The sequence below is a fragment of the Chlorobium phaeovibrioides genome (assembly GCF_003968655.1).
Classification (GTDB): Bacteria; Bacteroidota; Chlorobiia; order Chlorobiales; family Chlorobiaceae; genus Chlorobium; species Chlorobium phaeovibrioides.
Genome location: NZ_RXYK01000008.1, coordinates 58233 through 77823 on the forward strand (window position 1 = coordinate 58233; position 19591 = coordinate 77823).

Annotated in this window: 18 protein-coding genes; 17 read left to right on the top strand and 1 reads right to left on the bottom strand. The window is 50.0% G+C overall.

Annotated elements, in window-relative coordinates; translation table 11 throughout:
• The first annotated feature begins 19 nt into the window (after positions 1 to 19).
• The 14 genes from EKD02_RS06475 (at position 20) to EKD02_RS06540 (ending at position 16115) form a co-directional block, all read left to right on the top strand.
• On the top strand, positions 20 to 2149 hold the full coding sequence (locus EKD02_RS06475; protein ID WP_244924413.1) for a GumC family protein: 2130 nt from the start codon (positions 20 to 22) through the stop codon (positions 2147 to 2149).
• A 1-nt stretch (position 2150) separates the two neighbouring features.
• On the top strand, positions 2151 to 2660 hold the full coding sequence (locus EKD02_RS06480; protein ID WP_126342685.1) for a serine O-acetyltransferase: 510 nt from the start codon (positions 2151 to 2153) through the stop codon (positions 2658 to 2660).
• Between the two features lie 29 nt (positions 2661 to 2689).
• Positions 2690 to 3901 carry a glycosyltransferase family 4 protein gene (locus tag EKD02_RS06485; RefSeq protein ID WP_126384595.1) on the top strand — a complete coding sequence of 404 codons (1212 nt, stop codon included), beginning with the start codon at positions 2690 to 2692 and terminating at the stop codon, positions 3899 to 3901.
• On the top strand, positions 3894 to 5330 hold the full coding sequence (locus EKD02_RS06490; protein ID WP_126342689.1) for a hypothetical protein: 1437 nt from the start codon (positions 3894 to 3896) through the stop codon (positions 5328 to 5330). Before EKD02_RS06485 ends, EKD02_RS06490 begins: the two co-directional genes overlap by 8 nt.
• Positions 5331 to 5335: 5 nt before the next feature.
• On the top strand, positions 5336 to 5689 hold the full coding sequence (locus EKD02_RS06495; protein ID WP_126342691.1) for a hypothetical protein: 354 nt from the start codon (positions 5336 to 5338) through the stop codon (positions 5687 to 5689).
• A gap of 221 nt (positions 5690 to 5910) precedes the next feature.
• Entirely contained in the window at positions 5911 to 6990 is a 1080-nt protein-coding gene (locus EKD02_RS06500; protein ID WP_244924414.1) for a radical SAM protein, read from the top strand.
• Positions 6990 to 8099, top strand: a complete 1110-nt coding sequence (locus EKD02_RS06505) for a glycosyltransferase family 2 protein (RefSeq protein ID WP_126342696.1) — start codon at positions 6990 to 6992, stop codon at positions 8097 to 8099. Before EKD02_RS06500 ends, EKD02_RS06505 begins: the two co-directional genes overlap by 1 nt.
• Positions 8096 to 9319 (top strand): glycosyltransferase family 4 protein, encoded by a 1224-nt coding sequence (locus EKD02_RS06510; protein WP_126342698.1) that lies wholly within the window; start codon positions 8096 to 8098, stop codon positions 9317 to 9319. The genes EKD02_RS06505 and EKD02_RS06510 overlap by 4 nt, the downstream gene beginning before the upstream one ends.
• On the top strand, positions 9316 to 10506 hold the full coding sequence (locus EKD02_RS06515) for a glycosyltransferase family 2 protein (RefSeq protein ID WP_126384599.1): 1191 nt from the start codon (positions 9316 to 9318) through the stop codon (positions 10504 to 10506). The genes EKD02_RS06510 and EKD02_RS06515 overlap by 4 nt, the downstream gene beginning before the upstream one ends.
• Positions 10507 to 10518: 12 nt before the next feature.
• Positions 10519 to 11268 carry a hypothetical protein gene (locus tag EKD02_RS06520; protein ID WP_126384601.1) on the top strand — a complete coding sequence of 250 codons (750 nt, stop codon included), beginning with the start codon at positions 10519 to 10521 and terminating at the stop codon, positions 11266 to 11268.
• Positions 11269 to 11303: 35 nt separating this feature from the next.
• Entirely contained in the window at positions 11304 to 12362 is a 1059-nt protein-coding gene (locus EKD02_RS06525; protein ID WP_126384603.1) for an acyltransferase family protein, read from the top strand.
• A gap of 141 nt (positions 12363 to 12503) precedes the next feature.
• On the top strand, positions 12504 to 13106 hold the full coding sequence (locus tag EKD02_RS06530) for a glycosyltransferase family 25 protein (protein ID WP_280525321.1): 603 nt from the start codon (positions 12504 to 12506) through the stop codon (positions 13104 to 13106).
• A complete protein-coding gene (locus EKD02_RS06535; protein WP_126384608.1) occupies positions 13103 to 14266 on the top strand; it encodes a glycosyltransferase family 4 protein in 1164 nt (387 codons plus the stop codon). The genes EKD02_RS06530 and EKD02_RS06535 overlap by 4 nt, the downstream gene beginning before the upstream one ends.
• Before the next feature lie 58 nt (positions 14267 to 14324).
• The gene (locus EKD02_RS06540; protein ID WP_126384610.1) at positions 14325 to 16115 is read left to right on the top strand and encodes an ABC transporter ATP-binding protein; all 1791 of its coding nucleotides are present in this window, start codon (positions 14325 to 14327) and stop codon (positions 16113 to 16115) included.
• Here the strand turns inward: EKD02_RS06540 and EKD02_RS06545 are convergent, their stop codons facing one another.
• Positions 16116 to 16610 (bottom strand): metal-dependent hydrolase, encoded by a 495-nt coding sequence (locus EKD02_RS06545; protein WP_126342711.1) that lies wholly within the window; start codon positions 16608 to 16610, stop codon positions 16116 to 16118.
• 56 nt (positions 16611 to 16666) lie between these two features.
• Between EKD02_RS06545 and EKD02_RS06550 the strand changes: the two genes are divergently transcribed.
• The 3 genes from EKD02_RS06550 (at position 16667) to EKD02_RS06560 (ending at position 19585) form a co-directional block, all read left to right on the top strand.
• Positions 16667 to 17653 (top strand): acyltransferase family protein, encoded by a 987-nt coding sequence (locus EKD02_RS06550; RefSeq protein WP_126384612.1) that lies wholly within the window; start codon positions 16667 to 16669, stop codon positions 17651 to 17653.
• 235 nt (positions 17654 to 17888) lie between these two features.
• Positions 17889 to 18668: a WecB/TagA/CpsF family glycosyltransferase gene (locus EKD02_RS06555; protein WP_126342712.1), complete on the top strand. Its 780-nt coding sequence runs from the start codon at positions 17889 to 17891 to the stop codon at positions 18666 to 18668.
• A 29-nt stretch (positions 18669 to 18697) separates the two neighbouring features.
• Positions 18698 to 19585 carry a DUF4114 domain-containing protein gene (locus EKD02_RS06560; protein WP_126384614.1) on the top strand — a complete coding sequence of 296 codons (888 nt, stop codon included), beginning with the start codon at positions 18698 to 18700 and terminating at the stop codon, positions 19583 to 19585.
• Positions 19586 to 19591 lie beyond the last annotated feature (6 nt).

A 19591-nucleotide genomic window follows, 5' to 3' on the forward strand; every position in this document is an offset into this window, starting at 1 on the left:
TGGCGGTTTCCTTTTCGCCATGCTGACACCGCTTATCTTCATCATAAAAAAACCATACTACGAAGTTCATGCCCTCATGCAGGTTGACCCGACGATACCTACCCTTTTCAGCAATACTGAAGAGTCCTCCATCGTGAGTTACTACCCGCGCTATATCAGCACTTCGGCTCAGGCAATGACAACCATCGACATCCTGATAAAAGCGCTTGATTCAATGAAACCGGCTGACAGAGAGGCGCTCTTCCCCAAAGGGGTACCCACGGAAACTTGCGCAGCAATTCTTCACAACATGGTGTCGGTTACTCCGGGCAACAGGGATCACATACTCACCCTTCAGATTTCCGGGAGCAAACCTGAGGGGCTTGCAGAGTTCCTCAATACTCTCATGCAGACCTATATGGAGGAAACCCGCAAAGCGAGCAACAACTCTAACAGCGACAGGCTCAAATTCCTCTATGCCCAGAAAAATGTCATCACGCAAGAGATGTCGGCCATTGAGCGGGATCTTGACAGCCTGACCCGGGATATCGGCACATCATCTTTTTCTGAAACCTTTAATATCGCAGCAAAAAACAGCGACAACCTCTTACGGTCCTACAACTCTGTCCTGAATGAACGACTTGCATATGAAACAAATTACAGGGCCCTGCAGCAATCAAATAATGCGTTAAAAAAAATCGCTCTTGACCCCTTAGTCAATGAAATTGTCTTGAATAACAATGCCTTGACTAATACAGAATCATGGACCTACCAGCAGCTCCAACAGCTGAGAAGCACCACCGACGGGCTGACAGAAATAAACCCGGAGCGTATTTATGTAGAAGGACAAATGAAATCAATGAAATCCTATGCACAGGAGCTCCGTGAAGAAGTACGCAACAAGGCAAAAAACATCACCCTTGGCAAAAGAGATATAGACATGCAAAAGTCGGTAATCATCGCCAAAAACAATTATGAAGCCGCACAAGCAAGAGAAGACACCCTGCGGGTTGCAATCAATGAAAACAGCAAGGAAGCAAAACGCATCTCGATAGGCATCCACAGAGGCGAGTATCTTTCAGCCAACTGGCAAAACAAGTTCGACCTCCTCAACAACATTGAAAAACGCATTACAGAAATTGAAATCGAGAAAAAATCCCCCCTGCGCCTTTCCGTTCTCTCTATTGCCCGCACACCGAAACAGCCGCTGAAATCAAACATCAACAAGATAACGATCCTGCTTCTCGTCGGCAGTTTCGGCCTCGTGGGCGGGGCGTTTGCAACATATGAATTTTTTGACGACACCATTAGAAGCAGCAAGGATATCACGCATGCACTTGGGCACCCTCCCGTGCAAACCATCGTCAACCTCAGGGCGCCGAATGCAGAGGATCAGGAACAGCTTAGCCTTGCTCCCGATGATTTTCGGGCACATCAGATCGGGAGCCTTGCCGTCAAATTCTTTAGGGAAAGAACATCGAGCAATGCCAGGGCGCTCATTTTCACAGGTACGGATAAGGGGGTAGGATCATCAGCCATCACATTCAGCTGTGCCAAAGCCCTCTCGCAGCTTGTCCCGAAAGTACTCATTATCGATGGAGACATCGAAGCCGCGCCAATCAACGAGGACGATGAATTCCAGATCAGCCTGCCGGGGCTCTGCGATTACCTGGCCGACTCAATGACGCTGGAAGAATGCATAGTCAGCACTCCCGGTGACAATATTGATATGATGTATGCTGGCAATATCACCGGTAGAAGTGTCCCGCGCCAGAAAATTCCTGAACTCTTTGCTGAACTGAAAGAGAAATACGATTTCATCTGCGTGGACAGCACCCCCCTTCTCAAAAGCCACCTGGCTGAGCAGTTCGCCATGCATGCCGATATCGTAACACTGATCTCACTCGGCGATAGCTCTAAATTCAGGGATCTGAGAAAAGCTGCAGCTTTGCTGGTTCTGCTTGGAGTACCGAGCATCGCGCCCATCCTGAATTTCGGGGGGATCCGCAAAACCCTGACTATTGCCGAAATGTTCGACAACCCCCCCGCCCTCATAAGCAAAGTGGTTCCAGAAAAGATGATTGACGGCATACGGCGTTCGCCGGTCGGGATCCGCATGATTGACAAGCTACTGCAGTTCACACAGAAACTCCAGCAAACAAAAGATTAGTATGAAGACAAGCCGGCAGGTGATTTCAGCAACAGAGCCAGACTTGAGCAGAGAACAGGCCATCCCGGGCAAATACGAACCGGGCAAATACCTTCTGGCATCAATACGGCGCTATCAGTCTTTAAGAACAAAAGGCCCTACAGGTAAGTTGCTTTCAAAAATCACCGTACTACAACACCGATTCTGGAGCGCGGTTTGTGGAGCGGACATCCCAATCAATGCCAACATCGGAGGAGGTCTCCTGATCCCTCACCCAAACGGCATCGTGATCCATCCTGCGGCAATAATCGGTCCCAACTGCCTGATCATGCATCAGGTCACTATCGGCACTACGGGAAAAGGGACTCCAATCATTGAAGGCCATGTTGATATAGGTGCTGGCGCCAAGATCTTGGGAGAAGTACACATTGGGGCCCATGCACTAATAGGAGCCAATGCGGTGGTACTCAAAAATGTACCGGCAAACACGACCGCAGTCGGCGTACCGGCAAGAATCAAGGGTAATCCGTGAAAAAGAAACCGTATGATCAATTGCGGAAAATGAAAGAGAAACATTCGACACGGTTATGCATAGCTTACGCTGCCGGACCGGGTGATATCGTTAAAACATTTTCCTACTGGCAGAAAGGAAACGACGACCCTCATCAGGTTTCGACAACCTATAGCGCAATGTTCTTTGATGCATGCCGTTCGCTCAATGCGAGGGGCATCGCCATTTCTTCATGCCCCAGAAAAGACCGTATCGTCACGGACCGGTTCCATATCGAAAACCTCCCTAAAAATCCGCAGGAGAATGCCATTGCGTTTCATAAGGAACAGGTCAGCTATGTTCTAAGGGTTGCTGATTTTGCTAAAAAGCAGGGTGCAGACTTCCTGATCCTCAGTGAGGCTACAGGATATTTTTTCCCGCTTCTATGGGCAATACCCTCAAGGATGAAGCTGATCCCCACGCTGCACTGCAACCTCAAGTCTCGTTTTCGGCCTCTCTCTGCAGCTCAGAAGCTGATACAGTTCATGAATGCTATGTTTTTCATCAGAAAAGCATCGGCCATCATGTCCGTTTCACCAAGCGTAACCGAACAGATTGAGGGGATGACTTACGCCATGGCCTCACCGGTCCATCGCTTCTATCAGCTCTATCGACGAAAGTATTTTGAGTGTATCAACCCGCCAATACATCATAATAAACCCTTCAATATTCTGTTCGTAGGGCGGATGGAAACCGATAAAGGCATTTTTGACCTGCTTCAGATCGCCAGGGACCTCAGAGAAAAAGGACACACGGACATCGTCATCAATCTTTGTGGTGGAGGATCAGAAGAAACCGGGCTGCGCATGGCAGCATCAGCGTATGGGATAGAGGAAACATTCCGAATCCATGGCTTCTGCCGCCAGGACGAAATGCTTGAGCATATCAACAATAGCCATGCATTCATCGTGCCGACAAGAACAACATTCGAAGAAGGGTACAACAAAGCACTTGTGGAGGGGCTGCTTTCAGGAAGACCGGTCATCACATCCATTGTATGCGCCTACCCCCACCTTGAAGAGCTCAACAGCGGAATCATTCTTGTCCCGCCTGATGAAACTGAAGGGTACCGTCAGGCCATTGAACGACTGGCTTACGACAGCGCATTTTATGCAGAAAAACAAAATGGAACTCAGAGGGGCATGGAACCATTTTTCGACCCGGCATGCTCTTGGCAGGCCGTGCTAGAACGCATCATTACAAACATACGGAAGCATGGGTAATCCCGGAGCTAACATTCTGGTGCCCTTAGCCTTTTTCCTCTGGCCTGGCGTTGTCATTCTGCTGTACAAGAAGCTGGATAAACGACTTGTACCGGTCATTGCCTATGTCGCAGGCTGGATGTTTCTGCCGTGCGCGGAGTATGATATCTTCATGCTGAAAAACACCAAATCAACAGTAATTGGATACAGCCTGCTTGCCGCAACATGGCTCTTTGACAAAGAAAAACTGCTCAGCTACCGATTCCGCAGCATAGATATCCCCATAATATTATGGTGTACGACCCCTTTTTTCTCTTCACTCGCCAACGGGCTGGGAATATATGATGGCTTGGCCTCAACACTCTACACCACAATTAAATGGGGGATCCCGTACTTTTTTGGCCGGGTCTATTTTAACGAAAGCGATATTCTCAAGACCCTTGCAATAACCATTTTCATCGGCGGGATCATCTATATCCCTTTCAGCTGGTTCGAACTCATCATGAGCCCGCAGCTTCACCGACTCACATACGGATTTCATCAGCATGACTTTCTCCAGACACTCAGGGAAGATGGAGGATATCGCCCCATGGTCTACATGAACCATGGCTTGATGACCTCTATGTGGATGATGCTTGCTTCACTCCTTGGAATGTGGCTTTACATCACGAAAGTCCTTCCAAAGAAAATCTTTTTTCTTCCGTCATCCTTACTGCTGGCCCTCCTGATTGGTACATTTTTAATGTACCAATCAATGGGAGCCATATTTTATTTCGCGATGAGCCTGCTGATCCTATACATTGGCATCAAATGGAAAAACGCCGTTCTCGTCATAGTCTTGCTCGTGACGCCATATATCTATATCTTTTCAAGATCTACTGGATCTTGGGATGGAACAAATCTCACCAATTACATCGCAGAGAAAATCAGCCCGGCCAGAGCACAGTCACTGCAATTTCGCTTTGACAACGAAACGATCCTCATTGATAAAGCGCTTCAGGGCAGTTTTTTTGGCTGGGGAGGCTACGGTCGAGCAAGGGTCTTTACTGATAGAGGAAAAGATCTTTCCACTACAGATGGCCTTTGGGTCATAACACTCGGAAATCAGGGGAGCTATGGATTGTTATGGCTGCTTTTTGCTGTACAGCTGCCAACCATATTTTTCATCAGCAGGAAAAAGCCCGTTCAATGGGAATCGCCTGCATATGCGGCGCCGGCAGCAATGGCTGTTTTCATCGCGTTCACAATGGTAGACAACCTTCTGAATGCGATGGTCAACCCTATTTATCTCGTCTTTGCAGGGGGGCTTCATGGTTTACTGCTCAACAAAACGGACTTAAGCCTTGAATCGAGCGAAGAAACAGAACTCGACCTGTTCAGAGAATTCGACACACTAACAAGCAGATTCCTTTCTGATCCTGGAAATTCGCAATCAAAATTCATCAACTGACTCCCATGTCAACCAAGAATAAACTAAAAACAGCCTGGCTGGCCGCATTCATTCTGCTCCTTACGGCAAGCTTTTCTCCGGGAACAGACTCCTCAAGGGTGTTCGGACTGGATATCGTTTTTCATCTCGGGATCTATGCCATCCTGGCGGCAGCTCCCCTCATTGCCCTGAAAAAACGCCTGACGGCGTTTCTCGTCGCATTAGCCATTGCCCCATTGGGCCTTCTGTTTGAAACGATGCATGGTTCGACAACCGGATACGGCTTCAAGATGATGGATGCTTTTTACAATAACCTGGGGATTACGGTTGGCATGATCACCGGCATCATGGTTCGATTGAAACATCATTACGAAAAATAATCCCGGAACCACATCGCATAGACACCGCAAGTACCTATAGCTCTCAATTAGAGAGCCCCCTAGCAGCCCACACCTCTCCAGATGCCAGCACGGCCTCACCGCCGCATCCAGCAGATCCCGTAAGCCTTTATAAATGAACGGCATAACGATTCGCATGGTTTTGGCACATGTTTTGCATGTGTGAGTCAGAGTACGATTCATCCAGCAAAAAACTGCGCCCCATGCATCTCACAGAACTGCTCGCTCTCGGATTGAAGCACGGACGGAACACCATAGCCGAATCGGCCTATATTCTCGCCGATATCGATTTCACCCGGCCAGTCACATTCCATGCCCTTCTCAATGAAAGGTGCAACTGCCTTTGCCGTCACTGCGACCACTGGCGCCTTGACAAATACACTGACGAGATGGGGATAGATGAGTGGAAAAAGACACTGCTGAGCATCAGAGACTTCACTGGTTCCTATGCAATAAATTTCAGCGGAGGGGAACCTCTTATCAAGAAAGGCTTCATTGAGCTGCTGAATTTTTGTTCATCAAACAGCATATACGCCGGTATGACTACCAACGGAATGCTGCTTGAAAGACACGCGGCCGAACTGGTTGCCGCAAGGCCATTCAATATCAACATTTCACTCGACTCCCATAAGGCAGACACGCACGACTATATCAGGGGACGCGAAGGACTGCACGAAAAAATATGCAGGGGGATAGCACGCCTGAAGGAAGAGCAGAACCGCCAGGCAATCAGCTTTCCCATCATCATCAAGCCGACCGTCATGTCGCTCAATTACAGGCACCTGCCCGAGCTTGTACATTTTGCTGAACAACTCGGCGTATCAGCAGTAAACTTCCAGCCGCTCGGGAGGTGGACGGAAGAGACCAATAATGAACTGTGGATCGAAAAGGAAGAGTGGCCAAACCTCGAGAATGTCATGCAACGCCTGATCGTCATGAAACGGGAAGGCGCTCCTATCATGAACAGCGAGGAAATACTCGGATTGATGACCGCCAGTTTTCGGGAGGAAAAAGCATCCACCGAAAACCTGCCCTGCCGAATCGGCCTCCACGAGTACTTCATTCGCCCAGACGGTGATGTCAGGCTATGTTTCCACTTCCCCTCCATCGGTAATGTATCCGGGCACTCGGCAAAAGAAATTTGGCGGGGAGCGGAGGCACAAAAAATCCGAAAAGCCACGCTTCAATGCGACAAGCTATGCCTTCTGACCTGCCTCTCACAGAAATCGTCAGGAAACAAGATCAGTCAAGCAATAACGATGCTTTCGGGACAAAAAAAGTAATGCACAAGGAACCTCCGGCCATGACCCATTTGAGCGACAAGACACAAGCGATTGAAAATGCTTTGCCTCACATCGACTGTGTACTCATCGGGATCAATAGTGAAAAAACGGTGGGCCGCTGCATCGAATCTATCCAGGCAGCAGATTACCCCACAAAAAGACTGCATATCTACTATGTCGACGGGGGATCTTCAGATGCAAGCATTACCATAGCCAAACAGTATGAAGGGGTTATCACCATTGCGCTCAGGCCAGTGCATCCAACCCCTGGACTCGGCAGAAACGCTGGCTGGAAAACCGGGTCATCTCCCCTGATCCAGTTTCTCGATTCTGATACCATACTTGATCCCGGCTGGTTCTCAAGCGCAATCAAAGCAATAAGACCTGAGAAGATCGGAGCCGTTCAGGGGCTGCTTAGCGAACTGTACCCTGAGAGGTCTTTCTATAACTGGATCGGAAATCTGGAATGGAACGGCCTGAAAGGAGAATGCGAATCATTCGGGGGTAATGTGATTGTAAAGCGTGAAGCCCTTGAAATGACCGGCGGCTATGATGAGGAGATGGTCGGAGGAGAAGACCCGGAACTCAGCAGACGAATCATCAGAGCTGGCTGGAAGGTCATTCAGGCCGGGGTGCCGATGGCGCAGCATGATCTGGCAATGACACGCTTCAAACAGTACCTCCGGCGATCTTTCCGCACCGGCTATGCCTTTGCTGCCGTAAGAAAGCTGGAACGCTCCGCTGGAAGTCGTTTCTGGCAGTACGAATACCGAAAGATCATTATCAAGGGTGGAGGGTTTTCCTTCAGCCTACTTCTTGCGATACCCCTCATGGCAGTCGGGGCTCCAGCAGCCAGCATCACAGCACTCGCGTTAGCCGCGCTGGGCACCGCCCTGCTCCTCAACCCCCGGATTTTCAAGGTGGGCCAGTTCATGCGTGAACAGCAGCTCGCGCGCAAGGAAGCCAGATCATATGCCTGGCACTGCTCTCTTGTCGTACTCCCGCAGCTGGCAGGACTACTCCGCTACCACATAGGAAGCATATTTAATCAACCTCTTCGGAACCGGCCGGCAAGGATAGCATCAGAAATTTCAGTCCAGACGCCATGAACAACGCCACAACCATAGCCTACCTCTGTAGTGAATATCCCGCCGTTTCGCACACTTTCATTTTCCGCGAAATCGAATCGCTCCGCCGGGCAGGCATTCTGGTACATACCGCCACCATCCGCAGGACGAAAAACCTAGGGTTGATGACCGCGAGCGAACAGGATGAGGCCAAGCGCACCTTTGCCGTGATAACCGAGCCCCTCCCCGCAATATTCAAGGCTCATGCAAAAAGCCTGATCAGAAACCCGGCAGGCTACATGCGTATGGCCGCCGCTGCACTGAAGCCGGCATTCACCGGCCCCTGCAAGCCAATCAAGGCCGCAGCATACTTCATCGAAGCAGGCATTCTTCTTGAATGGCTGCACGGACTAAGCATCACTCATGTCCACGAGCATTTCGGAAACCCGACCGCCATTGTTGCCATGCTGATGAAAACCTACGGCGGCATTTCCTACAGCATCTCCGTCCACGGCCCCGACATCTTCTATCAGATCGATTCAGCCATGCTCGATGAGAAGGTCCGCCATGCCAGCTTCGTCCGCTGCATCAGCCATTACTGCCGGAGCCAGATCATGCGCATCAGCCCCTCGTCGATGTGGGGAAAACACCATATCGTCCGGTGCGGGGTTGATCCTGACACCTGGTTGCCGCGCCCCGAGCCCGATAACGAGGTGCCACAGTTGCTCTGCGTAGGCAGGCTAGTACCGGCAAAAGGCCAGCACATCCTGCTGAATGCCTGCGCACTACTGAAAAATGAGGGGGTGCGCTTCCATCTCACGCTTATCGGAGACGGCCCTGACAGGACATCACTGGAACAGTTCAGCCGTGAACATGGGCTTGAAGGCGCAGTCACATTCACTGGTGTCCAAGGCCAGGACAAGGTGCGGGAATGGTACGACATGGCTGACATGTTTATCCTTGCCAGTTTCGCCGAAGGTGTTCCCGTCGTCCTGATGGAGGCCATGGCCAAGGAGATTCCGGTCATCTCCACCCGAATCACCGGTATTCCCGAACTTATCGAACATGGCCATAACGGACTGCTTGCAACCCCCGCAGATACCGAAGACCTTGCCAGAAAGATCCGCACCCTGATTGAAGATCCTGAAATGCGGAAACGATTGGGCCGTGAAGGACGGAAGAGCGTCGAACGCCGATACAACCAACACATCAACAACAATAAAATGGTCGACCTGTTCAAACAGGCCGTTGCACAGACATGACAATCCCATCCATTCTTCTTGTTGCGCTGATCATCATAACAGCTGTACCCTCTCTCTATCTGCTGATCACGACGATTGCATCGTTCTTTTTCAGGAAGGCAGCGCCCGCAACCAATCGGTTTCTCAACATAGGTGTTCTGATCCCTGCGCATAATGAAGGCATTGCCGTCCGAGAAACCATAGAGAACGTCCTCCGGTGCGACTACCCTGCAAACAGGTTCGAAATCTTCGTCATTGCCGACAACTGCGACGATGACACGGCTGATCATGCCCGCAACGCAGGAGCCACCGTGTTTGAACGCTCGGACACAGACAACCGAGGGAAAGGACAGGCCCTCGACTGGTTCCTGAGGAATCATAGCAGTCGATACAGGACAACAGATGCCATCACCATCATTGATGCAGATGTCACTCCAGACGTCAACTACCTCCGAGAAATCAGTGCTTCACTCAGCATTCCCGCTGTCAGTGTCGTCCAAGGATACAACGGGGTCAACAATCCGTCAGCAGGATGGCGACCAGCTCTTGTAGATGCGGCATTCAATGTCTTCAACCACCTGCGTCTGGCAGGATCCTTCATACTCAGCGGATCAGCGGCACTGAAAGGCAACGGCATGGCATTCAGAACCCCAGTACTTGAACGGTACGGTTGGCCATGCCATTCCATCGTCGAGGATCTGGAATTCACACTTCGTCTTCTCCAGGACGGCACTGCAGTGTACTATAACCCGGACGCAATTGTGACCAGCGAAATGGTGACCAAGGGCAGCCACGCAAGCAGCCAGAGAAGCCGTTGGGAAGGCGGACGGTTTTGCCTGGTCAAAAGCATGAGCATGCCGCTCCTGCGTCTCTTTACGAAGACCGGCAACCCGAAGTTTCTCCATGCATGGGCAGATCTTGCAATTCCGCCCCTCGGACTCCTTGTTCTGCTCTTCATTCCAGGAACTCTGGCGGCAATCCTGCTTGGCGGCCTCTGGATCTGGACAGGAGCGGCATACTGGCTCATCGTCATATTCTATCTGCTATCGGCCCAAATCCAGAGAAAAGCCCCATTCTCGACATGGGTTTCACTTCTTGCGGCACCGATCTACATACTCTGGAAAATCCCGATCTACCTGAAAATGATCATCGGAAAACAGGGAAAAGGTTGGGTTCGAACCACCAGAGAAACTCTGCACAATAACTAGACCTACACCTCAATGACTAACGGGATAAAAAAAAGCATCATCTTCATGACCGGCTGCATCGATCCCGGCGGGATGCATATGACCATCTTGACCGATACGGCAAAAAGAAAAGTCCAGTACATCGATGCCATTCGGTTTTACCTGAATTCAGCAAGTGTTCCTGTGCTTTTTATTGAAAATTCCGGTAACGACATCTCAAGCGAGTTCAGAAAAGAAATCAACGAAAAAACGCTTGAGATCGTAACCTTCAATGGCAACGATTACGACAAAAAGAAAGGCAAGGGATACGGCGAAATGCTGATAATCGAAGAAGCCATCCGTTCTTCATCGCTCTTTGATCAGGCGGATTTCATCTTCAAGGCAACAGGTCGATACAAAGTCCTGAACATCCGCTCGTTTGTGGAATTCGTCAATGAAAAGCCTGATGCGGCAGAGCTCATGGTAAATCTCCTGCCAACCCTCGCCGATGCCGACTCCCGCTTCTTCGGGGCCAAGCGTGATTTTTTCAGGAACTTCCTCATCGGATACCGTTCACGACTCAATGACCAGGATTGCTTCTATTTCGAAACGGCCCTGGCAAGCGCTGTTCACATGGCCATCGTTGATGGATACCGCTACTCAGGCCTGCATCACTATCCAAGATATTCCGCCGAGTCGGGCACCGGGGGTGGCGTCTATAACGACTCATGGAGTCGATGGGTGATTAAAGATCTGCTTCTCAAGGGACAGCATCGGCTACAGCAGGCCTTCAAAATCCGTTAACCCGTCGAGGAACCCATAAACAGCCCCCAAGCCTCATGGCAAACAAGAGAAAATTTCTTCGACACATCCATTATTTCCGTGGTTTTGCAATCATCAATGTCATGATTGTCCATATCTGGAACGGGCCAACCGGAGAAGGTGCGGCTTATACCCATGCTGCCGATATGATCAGACTCCTGCAGCAGGTCTTCTTTCATGACAGTACCATCTACTTCATCTTTGTTTCCGGCTTTCTCGTCGAATACCTATCAGCAACAAAGAATCCGCTCGGCTACTACGGGAAAAAAATAGCCAATGTCATAGTGCCCTACCTCATCATGAGCACACTATGGTTTCTGTGGGAAAGCTCGAAAATCCCTCAATCAACTGAAGATCTGCCGTCTCTTGCCGGCACCTACCTCTCAATGCTGACCTATGGCAAGGCACAGATACAGTACTGGTACATACCCTTCATCGCCGTCGTATTTCTGCTCAGTCCATTGATCCTGAGAATCCCTGACCCGGCATTCAACAGAATTACGCTTGCCGCAAGCATTCTCCCCCTGCTCGGAACACGAACCGGCACTGAAATCTCTGCATTTCAATTCATATACCTCCTTCCCGTTTACCTCCAGGGTATATATGCAGCAAGAAACCATGACAGAGTGATCGATCTTGCAAAAAAGCATCAGCCCCTTCTGGCGTTCCTGGCGCTTGCCTGTACCATCGCCCTAATGTACCTACATGGAAATTCTATTAGCTTCGGCCCAACAAGCCTCTCCGAATCCATACACTACATCCACAAGTCGAGCATCATGTTCATAGTGCTGCCGTTTTTGGCTTCACTAGAGCAAAAAAGCATAAAAGCTCTGGACCTTTTCGCCAGATACAGCTTCGCAATCTTCTTTACCCACATCACGGTCTCCATGTACCTTGTATGGAAAATACTTCCTCCAGAAACCATCTATTCCCTTCCCCTTATCAGCGCATCATCGTATACGCTAATCATGGGCTCGATTCTCTACCTCTTCATCAAAATATTTGCAACGCTATTCTGCTGCATAGCAGCAAAAAAAGTACTAGGCTCCACATCCCGATTCCTCATCGGAGCATAACAATAGAACAAGACAGGCATGGCCATGAACTTTCCGGATCATTTTGACAGGATCTCCGTGATCAACCTTCCAGACCGAACGGACAGGAAACGAGATACACTGAACGAATTCAGCAGGGCGGGCTGGGACCCAAATGATAAAATGATATCGTTTTTCCCGGCTATCCGCCCAGAAACGGCTGGAGGCTTTCCTTCAGTTGGCGTGAGAGGCTGCTATACAAGCCACATGGAAGTACTGCGGCAGGCAAAAGAAAACAACTGCGCAAATATCCTTGTACTCGAAGATGACATCTCATTTATCCGGGAGATAAACCAGATAGGGAATGCCGTTATGGAGCAGCTCGAAGGAAAAAAGTGGGGGTTCATCTACTTTGGCCACGATCGTCCGGCGGGTGAGAGGAACTCCCCCGGAATCGAACTGCTTACCGAACCGATTATGCTGGCACATTTCTACGCGGTGAATGGGCCGTATCTTGAACGATTCCTCCATTTCCTTGAGCAGTTGCTGAAAAGACCTGCGGGCCATCCCGACGGGGGCCCTATGCATTACGACGGCGCCATTTCGACATTCAGGATGCAGAATCCTGACATCCCGACATATATCATCTATCCGAGCCTCGCCTCCCAACGCAGCTCACGAACAGACCTTCACGCACTTCCCATCTGGGATCGATGGCCATTGATTGCCCCCCTGACAGACGGAGTGCGTCAGCTAAAAAATGCATTGAAAAGGAGACTGCCATGAACTATCTGCCGGTTCTTTTCGGCTATGAAGCTTCCAATATCGGCAACAGCCATGTTGCGCTTTCTCTCTGCCGCCATTGGCATGAAAGCGGCAGGGCTGTCCAACTCACTCTACCCGGAGCAGTAAAAGGGCTCGAATACCCGTGGCTCAGAACAGCCATGAAGGGCCTCCGCCAGAAACTGACCTATAAATTCGGGACCAACATCCAAGCTCGAACCATGGCCGAACAGCTTTTCTATAAACATGAAAAGGATGCAGATATTGTCTATCTATGGGCCGGCCTGTCTCTGGAGATTTTTGAAGCCTTTCATAAGCGAGGAAGCCGCATTGTCATCGAAAGGATCAACTGCCATAGGAAAAGCTCATGGAGAATACTTGAAGCGGCCGCAGATACATGGAACATCCCCTACAGGATCAACACTGATGAAAAGGCAGCCTTGATTGAGGCAAAAAAGCTGGAAATAGCCGATGCAGTCTTCTGCCCGAGCCCAATGGTCCGGAAAAGCATGCTGGAAAACGGCGTAGAGGAAACCAAGCTCCTCTCAACAAGCTATGGCTGGGCTCCAGAACGATTTCCGGGAAGAAATGACGAAAAAAAACATGCAGAACGCCCGGTGTTCCTGTTTGTCGGCAGCATCTGCCTGCGAAAAGGCATCCCGCTCCTGCTCGAAGCATGGAAAAGAGCGAAGCTCGATGCTGATCTGGTATTATGTGGCAACATTGCGCCGGAAATACAAGAACACCTCCCGCCACTTGAATCGTACCCCAATGTCCGCCACATCAGCTATACCCACGACATGGGAATGATCTACCGCAGTGCGGATGTCTTCGTCTTTCCTAGCCTTGAGGAAGGTGGGCCAATGGTCACCTATGAAGCCATGGCTCATGGAATTCCCTGCCTGGTTTCAGAAATGGGCGCAGGAGCAATAGTGGAAAAGGACATCAACGGCATAGTCCTTCCTGACATGGATATTGATGCATGGGCTGAAGCTCTGACATCAATGGCCTTGAACAGGCAGGCGAGAATCGACATCGGACAACATGCTCGAGAACGCGCGGAGCGCTTTATATGGAAAAAAGTTGCCAATCATCGTGCGGAACTTTTGGAACAATGTTATCCGATGCTGTGGAAAGATCAGGGAAATGCAACTGACCACTGAGGGATGCCGGTAACAGGGAAGCCTGAACAATGGAATCAAAGACAGGAAAACAACGATAATGAAGATACGAGTCCCCAATCTCAAATATCTCAAGGACATCCGCACCATTCTGTCAGAGAGGGAGCGCAGAAACAGTCTTGGGATACTTTCAATGATGGTGATTGCCGTCCTCCTTGAAACATTGGGAGTCGGCCTGGTAATACCTGCGCTTGCACTCTTTACTGAAAAAGATTTTGCCGGGAAACACCCTGCTGCCAAACCGCTCATCGACTTCTTCGGCAACCCAGACCAGACCAGCCTGGTTTTTGGGGGGCTCGGCCTGCTGTTCAGCATCTATCTCATAAAAGCCCTCTTTCTGCTCTTTATGACATGGAGACAGAACCATTTCATCTACTCGATAGGTGAAAGGCTTTCACAACAGCTCCTCAAAATCTATCTGCATCAGCCATATACCTTTCATTTAGAACGCAATTCCGCCCAGTTGATAAGAAACGTAACCACGGAAGTCGAGGTACTCGCAACAAATGTACTAACCCCTATCCTGCAATTGAGCGTAGAAATCCTGACGTTGCTGTGCATTTTCTCTCTTCTACTCATCGTTGAGCCACTAGGGACCCTGAACATCCTCCTCGTACTTGGGTTGACAAGCATTTCTTTTGTCATGCTGACCCGGCAAAATGTCGCCAAATGGGGAAACGACCGCCAGCATCATGAGGGACTCCGCATGCAACATCTTCAGCAGGGACTTGGCGGAATCAAGGATGTCAAGATCCTTGGAAAGGAAGACTACTTCCTGTCCCGCTATGGATATCACAACACATCCAGTACAAAAGTAAGGAGAAAAAATACGACCGTTCAGCAAGTCCCCCGTCTCTGGCTGGAATTGCTTTCAGTAACTGGCCTGATCGTCCTTGTGCTCACCATGATGATGCAAGGCAAGGATATGGACTCTATCGTTCCGAACCTTGGATTCTTTGCCGTGGCAACATTCAGGATGATGCCCTCCGTCAACCGTATCCTCAATGCGCTGCAATCGCTTCAGTACTGTCTGCCTGTCGTCGATATCATCGGTAGAGATTTTTCGCTTCCCTTCCATGAAGAACCACAGGAAAAAACAGGTGCAATACGCTTCAAATCGTCGCTTCATCTCGAAAACATCACTTATGCCTACCCGCAGGCCAACAGGCAAACCATCGAAGATATCACGCTAACGATACAGAAAGGAGAATCAGTCGGATTCATCGGGCCAAGCGGCTCAGGAAAAAGTACACTCATCGACCTATTGCTCGGACTGCTGGCCCCGAATCACGGAACGATAAGCATCGATGGAAACGACATCAGAACTAATATGCGGGGCTGGCAAAACATAATCGGCTATGTTCCGCAATCAATCTACCTGACTGATGATGACCTGGAACACAATATCGCTTTCGGTCTGTCCGACGAGCAGATTGACAGGGATAAAGTTTTGTACGCCGTCGAAGCAGCCAATCTCGCTGCTTTCGTCAAAGGACTACCTGACGGCCTTGCAACCTTCGTCGGGGAACGAGGCATCAGGCTTTCCGGTGGACAAAAACAACGAATCGGCATCGCCCGGGCACTCTACCACAACCCGGAAGTCCTTGTTCTTGACGAAGCCACCAGTGCACTCGACATGGAATCCGAAACTGCCGTCATGGAGGCGGTAACAGCGCTGCACGGCAGCAAGACGATCATCATCGTCGCCCATCGATTAACCACCGTCGAGCACTGTGACCGAATCTATCGTCTCGAAGAGGGGAAAATAACCTCACAAGGCTCCCCTGCAGCAATGCTCACACGACACAACAGAACCCTGCAGAGCTCATGATCATGAAATTTTCGAGAGTAAAACAGAGAGCTGCTCCTTTTTCCATACTATCAGCGCCCCCAATACAATAAAAAGCTCGAGAAAAAAAGGATCCCACAGACCATACTCGGCCAGTGAAATCTTTTGCCGCACGAACGAAATCGGTGCCAACAGAAAAAGGTGGCCGGTAAACATATCAAGAACGGTGTGGATGACCCCCCCAAAGAAAAACACCACGGCAAACGCTGAAGGGGTATGCTGGAACCGGGCAATCAAAAGGCAGAGGACTGAAAAAACAAGCAGTCCCAGCCATAACAGTGGATAGTGGGTGGGATACTGGTGATGGTCGCACAAGCGTTGATGAAGGTGGAAGCACCATACAAAATCGAAATCGGGAGCTATCGAACCCAGCATACCCCAGAACATGAAGGTGTTGCTCCGAAGAGGCGTTCGGCACAACCTGCCGTCAAGCAATCGAGCGGTAATATAGCCAGCAGGAAGATGTGCAAAATACATGGGCAGGTATTGGAACGGAAAGGTTCAAGCCGCTGAAACTAACACTGAAATCAGTTATGACAGAAAAAACCAGCACGCGCAATATTCCGATCGATACGCTCAGAGGCATCGCATGCATCATGCTCGTTGCCTACCATGTTATCGGCATATCACCGGAAAGCGGACTCAGGCTGAGTGAGGGACTCCTGAAAGATACGAATGAAATGTTCGCCCATATCCGAATGCCCTTATTTACATTTCTTTCTGGTCTCGTCTATGGCTGGCGCCCATTCGCCGGAAACTGGAACGCTTTTATGAAGGGAAAGATCCAGCGACTGATCATTCCGATGCTGTTCGTCGGAACCGGATTTGCCATTCTTCAAGCCGTCACTCCCGGCACAAACAACCATGTCGCAGATTGGAAATACCTGCATATCAAACCAGTTGCCCATTACTGGTTCATTGAATCGCTCTTTATCATTTTCCTGATCATTCTCGCGCTCGAACACTTCAAAGTGCTCGCCACCAGACGGGGCTTTGCGCTGGCCTACCTGGGATCGGTCACAGCTTTTCTGTCCAACATCGGAACAATATGGTTTTCCCTTGCCGGGGTCTTCTACCTCTTGCCCTATTTCCTTGCCGGTCTTTATTGCACCCGATTCCCCCTGAAATTCAAATACTCTCAAATAACAGGGTTCATCATCATCATCGTGACCATACTCTTCCTGATACTGTACAGCCAGCAGTATATCGATGACCGCCGTTCATTTCCGGCTCTTTTCGTTGGCACGGTTGCATGTATCGCACTCCTGCTTACGCAAAGCCGCTCGGAATGGTTTGCCAGCATCGGCTATTACTCTTACTCCATCTACCTCTTTCATGTATTCTTTACTGCAGCAGCAAGAATAGGGCTTATGCATATCGGAGCTTCAGATATCACATTCCTTTTTCTTGCAGGAACAGCTGCAGGAATTACCGGCCCCATACTGACAGAAACCCTGGCAAACAAACATGACCTGCTCAGAACAACACTTCTGGGAAAGAAACCCCTGCCAAAGAATTGAGCATCACGAATACATGGTGTATCAAGCTCCCCGCACATCCTGATGCTCCCGGCAGGATCCCTTATTGCTCTCATTTTGAAAGTGCATGACAGCAGATCCTCTCAATACCGGTTCGCAGCAAGAAACCAAACGACCCGAAAGCCTTTAAGGGTACGGGTTCTGGCAGTACACACCATCGGGCACGGGATTTGCTTGAGGGTGAATAGGCAAGTAGTACACAACAACCCCCATAGCCATGCCACAGGAACATACACTCATCCAAAAAAAAGCGATATCGATACTTAATATCGACATCAAAAGCATTACCGAACCAGAACTGCTTTGCAAACTTGAACGCGGCATGCTGGTCACCCCGAATATAGACCACCTATTCCACCTCCAGAAAAACAGGGAATTTTACGAAGCGTATCAATCAGCAGAATGGGTCATCTGCGACAGCCGGATCATTTACTTCCTTTCGAAGCTTTTTCCGGAATCGCTGCCGGAAGCAATTCCAGGATCAAGCTTCCTTCGCTCATTCTACATGCATCATAAAAATGATCTGGAATGCAAAATCTTCCTTCTTGGAGCAGCAGAAGGTGTAGGCCGAAAGGCTATGGAGAACATCAACAGGAAAGCCGGAAGGAAGATTGTCATCGGAGCGCACTCACCCTCCTATGGATTCGAGAAAAATGAAACAGAATGCAATGAAATCGTCAATCTCATCAACAACTCAGGGGCAACCGTCCTTGTGGTGGGAGCCGGAGGGGTAAAACAGGAAATCTGGCTTGCGCAATACAGACATAGAATGCCAAATGTCAAACTTTTCATGGCACTCGGGGCAACAATCGACTTTGAAGCCGGAAATGTCAGGAGAGCGCCCATGATGATTCGAAAAATCGGCATGGAATGGCTCTATCGACTGATGATGGAACCGAAACGGATGTATCGGCGCTACCTGGTCAACGACCCGATATTCTTTTTTCATTTCGCAAAACAATTGCGAGGCACCTATATCAATCCGTTTAGCGCATAACGATCGGAGAACTATACATACAAACAACCATGCAGCAAGTCATTGTCACATCTGAAACAAAAACAGGCCGCACAGCAAAAAGGTCAATCGTAGCAGCCATGGCCATGATCTTGATTTTGGCCATGGCTGGGCCAAGAGCCGCCAATGCAGCGGAAGAATCCAGCATTCAGTCAGACGCCCGGCCGTTCGGGCTGGACATCGCCTCGCCAGTTTATGCGTCAGGGTCAGATGAGAATGCGACGACATTCATGGAATACTACTCAGAGACGCTGGTTCCCTGGGTCAGCACGAACCTGCCCGAGTACACAAACAACTATACCACGAGCCTCCGCATTGACCCATCGTTGCTCACTCTTGCAACAGACTCTGATGTGAGAATATATTTTGTAGGAGAGGGGGCCGGATATGACAACACTCTCGGATTCACCAGTACGACGGGCGATCGAAGCCTCATATTTCCCGAGGCCTCCGTCAATCCATCATACAACAACGCAACCGATCTCACAAAGGCCGCAGCCAATGTGAACTTTCCTCTCGTACCGGGAGACTTCGTCGACCTGGGCAGCTTTGAAGCAGGCGCACAACTCGACTTTTTCCTCATCGCCAACGGCGCCAACGGCGGCACGACGACCTTTTCCACAGACGCAACGACAAGTCCCGACGGCTTGACCCATGCCATATCATGGGCTCCAGCTGACAGCCCATACCTTCTGATCGGATTCGAAGACCTTCTTGGTGGAGGTGACGGTGATTTCAACGATCTGCTGTTCGCCGTTGCGATCCAGCCGTTGACAACCGCGCCAGAACCCTCGACCATGCTTCTTCTCACCAGCTTCCTGCTTGTCGTTCTCTATCTGCGGCATAGCAGCCGGTTTTCTCCGCATAGTGATCCAGAACAATACCCTCGAATCAACTAACTCCGC